The organism is Pseudovibrio sp. POLY-S9, from assembly GCF_001431305.1.
Taxonomy (GTDB): Bacteria; Pseudomonadota; Alphaproteobacteria; order Rhizobiales; family Stappiaceae; genus Pseudovibrio.
The window spans coordinates 1-10,121 of sequence record NZ_LCWX01000220.1 but is presented as its reverse complement, the minus strand read 5'-3'; the positions used below and the strand labels follow the sequence as shown (position 1 = coordinate 10,121).

Below are 10,121 nucleotides of genomic sequence, written 5' to 3'. Positions count from 1 at the left end.
CGATCATATCCGCATCTCGATCGCCAGCCCGGAGAAAATTCTGTCCTGGTCGTTCGGTGAGATCAAAAAGCCGGAGACGATCAACTACAGAACTTTCAAGCCAGAGCGCGACGGGCTGTTCTGTGCTCGGATTTTCGGTCCTATCAAGGACTATGAGTGCTTGTGCGGTAAGTATAAGCGCATGAAATATAAAGGCGTTATCTGTGAGAAGTGTGGCGTTGAAGTCACCTTGTCCCGTGTACGCCGTGAACGTATGGGCCACATTGAGCTTGCAGCTCCTGTTGCGCATATCTGGTTCCTGAAGTCGCTGCCATCCCGTATCGGCATGCTGTTGGATATGACGCTTAAAGATCTTGAGCGCATCCTGTACTTTGAGAACTACGTTGTTATTGAGCCAGGCCTTACTCCTTTGAAGCTGCGTCAGCTGCTTTCTGAAGAAGAGTTTGTTGCGGCTCAGGACGAATACGGTGAAGACAGCTTCACTGCTATGATTGGTGCTGAAGCGATCCGTGAGATCCTTGCCAGCATGGATCTGCAGCGTGAATCTGAGAAGATCCGTCAGGAAATTGCAGAAGCAACCACAGAGCTGAAGCCTAAGAAACTGGCGAAGCGCCTGAAGGTTGTTGAAGCGTTCATCGAGTCCGGAAACCGTCCTGAGTGGATGATCCTGACTGTTGTTCCTGTGATTCCACCGGATCTGCGTCCGTTGGTTCCGCTGGATGGTGGCCGTTTTGCGACGTCTGACCTCAACGACCTTTATCGTCGTGTGATCAACCGTAACAACCGTCTGAAGCGTCTGATCGAGCTTAAAGCGCCTGACATCATTATTCGTAACGAAAAACGTATGCTGCAGGAATCTGTAGATGCGCTGTTCGATAATGGTCGTCGTGGTCGTGTGATCCAGGGTGCAAACAAGCGTCCTTTGAAGTCCCTTTCAGATATGCTGAAGGGTAAGCAGGGTCGTTTCCGTCAGAACCTTCTCGGTAAGCGCGTGGATTACTCCGGTCGTTCCGTTATTACTGTGGGTCCTGAACTGAAGCTGCACCAATGTGGTCTGCCGAAGAAGATGGCGCTTGAGCTGTTCAAGCCGTTCATTTACTCCCGCCTCGATGCAAAGGGTTATTCTTCCACTGTTAAGCAGGCGAAGAAGCTCGTTGAAAAAGAGCGTCCGGAAGTTTGGGATATCCTTGATGAAGTGATCCGCGAGCACCCGGTTCTCCTGAACCGTGCGCCTACGCTTCACCGTCTTGGCATTCAGGCCTTCGAACCTACCCTGATTGAAGGTAAGGCAATCCAGCTGCACCCACTCGTTTGTTCCGCGTTTAACGCTGACTTCGATGGTGACCAGATGGCTGTTCACGTTCCGCTTTCTCTGGAAGCGCAGCTTGAAGCCCGTACTCTCATGATGTCCACCAACAACATTCTGCATCCGGCGAACGGTGGTCCGATCATCGTACCGTCCCAGGATATTGTTCTTGGCCTCTACTACCTGTCCATTATGGCAGATGGTGAGCCAGGTGAAGGCATGGCCTTCGGTAACATGGGTGAGTTGCACCACGCGCTGGAAAACGGTGTTATCACTGTTCACTCCAAGATCCGTGGCCGCTTCAAGTCTGTTGATGAGCTGGGTAACCCAACCTCTGAAATCCACGAGACCACTCCTGGTCGTCTGATGATTGCAGAGCTGCTGCCGAAGCACTTCGAAGTACCGTTCGACGCCTGTAACAAGCTGATGACCAAAAAAGACATCTCCAAGATGATCGATACGGTTTATCGTGCTTGTGGCCAGAAAGAGACCGTTATCTTCTGTGACCGCGTTATGCAGCTTGGCTTCAAAAACGCATGTCGTGCTGGTATCTCCTTCGGTAAGGATGACATGGTTATCCCTGATGCCAAGGCGACACTCGTTGAAAGCACCACCACTTTGGTGACTGAATACGAACAGCAGTACAACGACGGTCTGATCACTCAGGGCGAGAAGTACAACAAGGTTGTTGACGCCTGGGCGAAGTGTACTGACAAAGTCGCTGATGAAATGATGGGCCGCATCTCTGCGACTGAGTTCGAAGAGGACACAGGTCGTCAGAAACAGATGAACTCTGTTTACATGATGGCTCACTCCGGTGCGCGTGGTTCTCCAGCGCAGATGAAGCAGCTCGGCGGTATGCGCGGTCTGATGGCCAAACCAGATGGTTCCATCATCGAAAACCCGATTATCGCGAACTTTAAAGAAGGTCTGTCGGTTCTCGAGTACTTCAACTCCACCCACGGTGCCCGTAAGGGTCTTGCCGATACGGCGTTGAAAACTGCGAACTCCGGTTACCTGACACGTCGTCTCGTGGACGTTGCACAGGACAGCATCATTCTTGAAGTTGACTGTGGTTCCACCGGTGGCATTACCGTTCAGCCAATCGTTGATGCTGGTAACGTGATCGCGACCCTTGGTATGCGTGTTCTTGGCCGTACTGCGGCTGAAGACATCCGCAACAACAAGACTGGCGAAGTGCTCGTTCCTAAGGGACGTATGATTGACGAGAAGGACGTGGAGCTTCTTGAAGCTGCCAAGGTCCAGATGGTCAAGATCCGCTCCGTGCTGACTTGTGAAACCAAGACTGGTGTATGTGCGACCTGTTATGGCCGTGACCTTGCACGTGGTACTCCGGTGAACATCGGTGAGGCTGTTGGTGTTATTGCTGCGCAGTCCATTGGTGAGCCTGGTACTCAGTTGACCATGCGTACGTTCCACATTGGTGGTACGGCACAGGTTGTTGATAGCTCCTTCATTGAATCCAACTTTGAAGGCACCGTGAAGATGCGCAACCGTAATGTGGTTCGCGACTCTGATGGCAACAACATTGTTATGGCACGTAACATGTCCATCATTATCGTAGATAGTGACGGTAATGAGCGTTCTACGCATCGTCTGACTTACGGTGGTAAAATCTTCGTTGACGAAGGTGACGTCATCAAGCGCGGTGATCGTATTTCTGAATGGGATCCGTACACTCGTCCGATCCTGACAGAACTTTCCGGTCGTGTTGGCTTTGAGGATCTGGTTGATGGTTCTTCTATGCAGGAAACTGCTGATGAAGCGACCGGTATCACCAAGCGTGTTGTTATCGATTGGCGTTCTTCTCAGCGTGGCGCTGATCTGAAGCCTGCGATGGTTATTCAGGATGACAGCGGTAAGATCAAGAAACTGGCTCGCGGTGGCGATGCTCGTTCCCTGCTTTCCGTTGACGCTATTCTGTCCGTACAGCCAGGTGACATGGTTTCTGCTGGTGACGTTCTTGCACGTATTCCTCTGGAATCTGCAAAAACGAAAGACATCACCGGTGGTCTGCCACGTGTTGCTGAACTGTTCGAAGCACGTCGTCCGAAAGATCACGCGATTATCGCTGAGCTTGACGGTACGATCCGCTTTGGCCGAGATTACAAAAACAAGCGCCGCATCATCATCGATCCTACCGATGAGAGCCTGGAGCCTGTTGAGTACCTCATCCAGAAGAACAAGCACTTCCACCTGCAAGAAGGGGACACTATCGAGAAGGGTGAATACCTTGTTGATGGTAACCCGGCACCGCATGACATTCTTGCGATTAAGGGCGTAGAGGCACTGGCTGCCTTCCTCGTTAATGAGATCCAGGAAGTTTATCGTCTGCAGGGCGTGGGCATTAACGACAAGCACATCGAAGTGATTGTTCGTCAGATGCTCCAGAAGGTTGAGATCACTGATCCGGGCGAAACAGAGTACTTCTCTGGTGAGCAGGTCGATAAGATCGAGTTTGATGCAGCTAACCAGCGTGCGATTGATAATGCACGTGATCCTGCCAAGGGTGTTCCAGTTCTTCTGGGTATCACGAAGGCAAGCTTGCAGACTCGTTCGTTCTTCTCTGCTGCATCGTTCCAGGAAACAACACGTGTTCTGACTGAAGCAGCTGTCTTCGGTAAGATCGATCCACTGGACGGTCTGAAAGAGAACGTGATTGTTGGTCGTCTGATCCCAGCGGGTACAGGCGGGGCGATGAACCGCACTCGTAAGATTGCGACACTGCGTGATGATCTCATCCAGGACGCTCGCCGTTCAGCTTCTACTGCTGGTACTGCGGACTCCATGCTTGAAGATTTCAGCCGTGATGGTCAGTTCTAGTGAGCTGCAAAATCTAAATTGAGGTCAAGCCGCCCTTCGGGGCGGCTTTTCCGTTTATGGCGGATGGTTGCTTGTGGGTGACCTGCTGACCTGCCACTAACAAGAAAGACGCGTATCTGATTTTGGAAGCTGAGGCCCCTTGGCGGATACGTCTGGTGTTTGAATTGAAACGCATCCTTTCTGTCGGGCTGGACTGAGTGGGTGCGTGATGAAGGAAATAAAATGTCTGATCAGATTGAAGAAGAAAATGGTGATGACACCCCTCCAGTTGTCTACCTGATTATGGGCCGTGCCTGGAAAGAGGAAGACGGTGAAGAAGAAGATGGTCTTCCGTTCCACGTGATGGTGACCGCGCCTGATGACGATGGTGCAGTTCGCCGTGCCGTTGAGGCGTTGGGTGAACAGGGTTTCGTGGATGCAGCTCTTGATCAGCTGGGATACATCACGGAAACACCGGAGGAAGAGTTCTTCGTTCAGCCTTATAAAGACGCACTGGCAGGCAATGTTTCAGTGATCACGTTCTAAAAATTGAACTGATGATCCGATTTTGGATTTTGGAAAGGAGAGGGTGACCTCTCCTTTTTTGCGTTTGGGGAGAGGGGAGGTGTAAATGCCTCTTTGCTGGGTGGTTTCAAAAATGTAGTGATCTTGCCTGACTTGTGAGTACAGTGATCTTTTGGCTTTGCAGTTGAAGCCAGAGTTAAATGGAGCGAACGTTCTTGGGGAATGCTACTTCGAAGACTGTATTGGTAACAGGTGCCAGCAAGGGCATTGGTCAAGCCACCGCTGTTGCTTTTGCCAAGGCCGGATATGATGTCTGTGTGAACTATCATTTTGATGAGGCTGGAGCTGTTGAGACTGTCCGGCGATGCAAGGAGGTTGGCGTTCGCTCGATTGCTGTTGCTGCGGATGTTGCTGATCTTGAGGCCGTGCGCCAGATGTTTGTCATTTGTGATGATAGCCTCGGGCCGATCACTTGCCTCGTGAACAATGCTGGTATCATAGGAGGGGCGTCTTCCTTGGTAGACTTAGGTAGCTCGGCGTTGGTTTCGACTTTTCAGACCAATGTGTTCGGCATGATCTATTGCATGCAAGAAGCAGCTAGACGCATGAGGACTGACGAAGGTGGTTCTGGTGGTGCGATTGTAAATATGTCTTCGATTGCTGCCGTGATGGGAAGCCCAGGAGAGTATGTTCACTATGCCGCCTCAAAAGGTGCGGTGGAAACATTGACGGTTGGTGCAGGTAAAGAATTTGGACCCCTCGGCATTCGGGTGAATGCGATCCGAGTGGGAACAACTGCGACCGACATGCACCAGCGGGAGGGAAATCCTGATCGCCCGGCACTTGTTGCTGCTGCAACACCTCTTGGTCGTATAGCCGAGCCTTCAGATATTGCAGAGGCTGCTGTCTGGCTGGGATCATCCGGGGCAGGATTCGTGAGTGGGACCACACTGACGGTTGCCGGTGGCCTTGCTCCCTAACTGGGTGTGTTCGGTGTTTGAGACTTGAGGCGACGACGTGCCTTCGCCCTGTGGCAGTATTTGCACTTAAAGGGCGTAATTGAATTTGAGTTAAAGCTGCAAGAATCAAATGACCTGCGGAAATGACGATGAGTCAGAGTAGGGATGTGCTTAACTTCCTTTTAATCTTCAGAGTCAAACTGCAATGAACACTTAAGCGCCTCCAAATTTTGACGTCTTCCGAGAGGAAATTGCTGAATCTACGCGAATCTTGGGATACACCGTATGAATCTGAGAGGCTGGGGCCAAGAATCTCTTGGAAGGGACTTGACGAACAGTGTCCTGATGAGTAGGTTCCGGCAACCTTATGGCAAGCAGTAAGCAATGTCCTTCTCCTGAGGCGCCTCGCCTCGGAGTACTGAAGCTTAAACGTTGTCGGGTTCAAAGGCGAATACAAGTCGAATGCAAGACCGCGGATCCGTCCGTGGTCCTCTGGTTTCGCGGTGCCCTTCACGAATAATCGTTCGTGGATTTGGTGCGCATGCGTATGTCTACCAGAAACTGCGTCCGGTCGAAGAGCAAAAGTAGTTAAAGGGCAAATTATGCCAACGATCAACCAGTTGATCCGTAAGCCGCGTACAGTGCCGGCGAAGCGGAACAAAGTTCCAGCGATGGAAGCGTGCCCGCAGAAGCGCGGCGTGTGTACTCGCGTATATACAACCACTCCTAAGAAGCCTAACTCAGCGCTTCGTAAAGTGGCAAAAATCCGTTTGACCAATGGCTTCGAAGTTATTGGTTATATCCCGGGTGAAGGGCATAACCTCCAAGAGCACTCCGTTGTCATGATCCGTGGTGGTCGTGTAAAGGATTTGCCTGGTGTTCGTTACCACATCATCCGTGGCGTTCTTGACACCCAGGGTGTTAAAGATCGTAAACAGCGTCGTTCCAAGTATGGCGCTAAGCGTCCGAAATAATAGGATATAGACCGATATGTCCCGCCGTCACGCCGCTGAAAAGCGTCAAGTTATTCCGGATCCAAAGTTCGGAGATATCGTCGTTACTAAGTTCATGAACGCAGTAATGCTCGATGGTAAAAAATCCACCGCAGAACGCATCGTATACGGTGCATTCGATGCGATCGAATCTAAGGCTAAGGCTAGCCCACTCGAGATGTTCCATCAGGCGCTCGAAAATGTTATGCCACAGGTTGAAGTTCGCTCCCGTCGTGTTGGTGGTGCAACTTATCAGGTTCCAGTCGAAGTTCGTACAGAGCGTCGTCAGGCACTTGCTATCCGCTGGCTGATTTCTGCAGCTCGCGGTCGTAACGAAACCACAATGGTTGGTCGTCTGTCCGGTGAATTGCTGGATGCTGCGAATGGCCGTGGTAACTCCGTTAAGAAGCGCGAAGATACTCACCGGATGGCTGAAGCTAACCGTGCATTCTCGCACTACCGTTGGTAATCACCCTGGATAGAGGCTGACGCTATGTCACGTACGCACAAAATCGAGGACTACCGTAACTTCGGTATCATGGCTCACATCGATGCTGGTAAGACGACCACTACAGAACGTATTCTGTATTACACTGGTAAGTCCCATAAAATCGGTGAAGTTCATGATGGTGCAGCTACCATGGACTGGATGGAGCAGGAGCAGGAGCGTGGTATTACCATTACTTCAGCTGCTACGACTGCCCACTGGAACGGTAAGCGTCTGAACATCATTGACACTCCAGGTCACGTTGACTTCACGATTGAAGTTGAACGCTCCCTGCGTGTTCTTGATGGTGCAGTTGCACTTCTCGATGCGAATGCTGGTGTTGAACCTCAGACTGAGACCGTATGGCGTCAGGCTGATAAGTACAACGTTCCACGCATGATCTTCGTCAACAAGATGGACAAACTCGGTGCTGATTTCTTCCGCTGTGTAGAAATGATCGAGAAGCGTCTTGGCGCAACTCCAGCATGTGTTCAGCTGCCGATCGGCGCTGAAAGCGAATTTGCTGGTGTTATCGATCTGCTGAAGATGAAAGCATTGGTTTGGAACGGTGAGGCTCTTGGAGCAAGCTGGGATGAGCTGGATATTCCAGAAGATCTCGCTGACCAAGCTGCTGAATACCGCGAAAAACTGATCGAGATCGCTGTAGAAGTAGAAGAAGAAGCTACTGAAGCATACTTGGAAGGCGAAATGCCATCCAACGAAAAGCTTCAAGAGCTTATTCGTAAGGGTACCATTGCTGGCAACTTCGTTCCAGTGTTGTGCGGTACAGCATTCAAGAACAAAGGCGTTCAGCCTCTTCTTGACGCTGTTGTAGATTACCTTCCTAACCCGGTTGAAGTGCCGGCGATTAAAGGTATCGACGCCAAGACTGAAGAAGAAACCACACGCGAATCTTCTGACGAAGAGCCGCTTGGTATGCTCGCATTTAAAATTATGAACGATCCGTTCGTTGGTTCTTTGACCTTCGCACGTATTTACTCTGGTGTGCTGAATAAAGGCTCATCCGTGCTGAATACTGTTAAGGGCAAGCGCGAACGCGTTGGTCGCATGATGCAGATGCACTCAAATTCCCGCGATGACATTGATGTAGCCTATGCAGGCGACATTGTGGCTATCGCAGGCCTGAAGGACACGACCACTGGTGATACGCTTTGTGATCCTCTGAAGCCTGTTATTCTGGAACGCATGGAGTTCCCGGATCCGGTTATCGAGATCGCTGTTGAGCCTAAAACCAAAGGTGACCAGGAAAAGATGGGCCTTGCCCTGAACCGCCTGGCTGCTGAGGATCCGTCCTTCCGCGTGAAGACAGATGAAGAGTCCGGCCAGACAATCATTGCTGGTATGGGCGAACTTCACCTGGACATCCTTGTTGATCGCATGAAGCGTGAATTCAAGGTTGAAGCAAACATCGGTGCACCTCAGGTTGCTTACCGTGAAACCATTACCAAGTCTGCTGACGTGGATTATACCCACAAGAAGCAGTCCGGTGGTACTGGTCAGTTTGCTCGCATCAAACTCTCTATCGAGCCAAATGTTGTTGGTGAAGGTTTTGAGTTTGCTAACACGATTGTTGGCGGTAACGTTCCTAAGGAATACATCCCTGGTGTATCCAAAGGTATCGAATCCGTCATGTCCTCTGGTCCACTTGCTGGCTTCCCGATGGTCGACATTAAAGCTACCCTCACTGACGGTGCTTATCATGATGTTGACTCGTCTGTGCTCGCATTTGAGATCGCAGGTCGTGCTGGTTTCCGCGAAGCTGTGGCTAAAGCAGGTCCAAAGCTTCTGGAACCTATCATGAAGGTTGAGGTTGTCACTCCAGAAGACTATATGGGTGACGTGATTGGTGATTTGAATTCCCGTCGTGGACAAATCGCCGGTACCGAAAACCGCGGTGTCGTGACCGTTATCACTGCTATGGTTCCGCTGGCCAACATGTTTGGTTACGTGAACAACTTGCGTTCCATGTCCCAAGGACGTGCGCAGTATTCCATGGTGTTCGATCATTACGACCAAGTCCCGCAGGCTGTTGCTGACGAGGTTATGGCGAAATACGCCTAAACCTCATTAGACCAGTCAAAGGGATTCAAGAGAGAACGGAGAGATCCGATGGCTAAAGAAAAATTTGAACGTAATAAGCCGCACGTCAACATCGGCACAATTGGCCACGTTGACCACGGTAAAACTACACTGACCGCAGCGATTACTAAATCCTTCGGTGATTTTAAAGCATACGACGAAATCGATGGCGCTCCTGAAGAGCGTGCTCGCGGTATCACTATTTCAACAGCACACGTTGAATATGAAACCGAAGCTCGTCACTACGCGCACGTTGACTGCCCAGGCCACGCTGATTATGTGAAAAACATGATCACTGGTGCTGCACAGATGGACGGCGCGATCCTCGTTGTTAACGCTGCAGACGGCCCAATGCCTCAGACTCGTGAGCACATCCTGCTCGCTCGTCAGGTTGGTGTGCCTGCTCTGGTTGTCTTCATGAACAAAGTTGACCAGGTTGACGACGAAGAACTGCTTGAACTCGTAGAAATGGAAGTTCGTGAACTTCTTTCTTCCTACGAATTCCCAGGCGATGATATTCCAATCATTGCTGGTTCTGCACTTGCTGCTCTTGAAGACCGCGATGACGCGATCGGCAAAGACAAAATTGTAGAGCTGATGGCTGCAGTTGACGACTATATCCCAACTCCTGACCGTCCACGCGATCTGCCATTCTTGATGCCGATCGAAGACGTGTTCTCTATCTCTGGCCGTGGTACTGTTGTAACCGGTCGTGTAGAGCGTGGCATCGTTCACGTTGGTGACGAAGTTGAGATCGTTGGCGTTAAAGACACATCTAAGACCACTGTTACTGGTGTTGAAATGTTCCGCAAGCTGCTCGATCAGGGCGAAGCTGGCGACAACATCGGTGCATTGATCCGTGGTGTTGGTCGTGAAGATGTTGAGCGTGGCCAGGTTCTTTGTAAACCAGGTTCCGTTACTCCTCACAC

Annotated in this window: 7 protein-coding genes; all 7 read left to right on the top strand. The window is 50.9% G+C overall.

Annotated features, from left to right (window positions below; all coding sequences use genetic code 11):
- The first annotated feature begins 7 nt into the window (after window positions 1-7).
- Window positions 8-4,150, top strand: coding sequence for a DNA-directed RNA polymerase subunit beta' (gene rpoC, locus PPL9_RS22500; protein WP_244273439.1), 4,143 nt, complete (start codon window positions 8-10; stop codon window positions 4,148-4,150).
- Window positions 4,151-4,372: 222 nt separating this feature from the next.
- Window positions 4,373-4,675 carry a hypothetical protein gene (locus PPL9_RS22495; RefSeq protein ID WP_057464828.1) on the top strand — a complete coding sequence of 101 codons (303 nt, stop codon included), beginning with the start codon at window positions 4,373-4,375 and terminating at the stop codon, window positions 4,673-4,675.
- Window positions 4,676-4,869: 194 nt separating this feature from the next.
- The gene (locus PPL9_RS22490) at window positions 4,870-5,634 is read left to right on the top strand and encodes an SDR family oxidoreductase (RefSeq protein WP_200962359.1); all 765 of its coding nucleotides are present in this window, start codon (window positions 4,870-4,872) and stop codon (window positions 5,632-5,634) included.
- A gap of 581 nt (window positions 5,635-6,215) precedes the next feature.
- A complete protein-coding gene (rpsL, locus tag PPL9_RS22485) occupies window positions 6,216-6,587 on the top strand; it encodes a 30S ribosomal protein S12 (protein ID WP_057464826.1) in 372 nt (123 codons plus the stop codon).
- Window positions 6,588-6,603: 16 nt separating this feature from the next.
- Complete coding sequence (gene rpsG / locus PPL9_RS22480; protein ID WP_057464825.1) at window positions 6,604-7,074, top strand: 30S ribosomal protein S7; 471 nt, start codon at window positions 6,604-6,606, stop codon at window positions 7,072-7,074.
- A 24-nt stretch (window positions 7,075-7,098) separates the two neighbouring features.
- Window positions 7,099-9,174 (top strand): elongation factor G, encoded by a 2,076-nt coding sequence (fusA, locus tag PPL9_RS22475; protein ID WP_057464824.1) that lies wholly within the window; start codon window positions 7,099-7,101, stop codon window positions 9,172-9,174.
- Window positions 9,175-9,222: 48 nt separating this feature from the next.
- Window positions 9,223-10,121: elongation factor Tu (gene tuf, locus PPL9_RS22470; RefSeq protein WP_057463284.1), on the top strand; the 899-nt coding region annotated here is incomplete at its 3' end.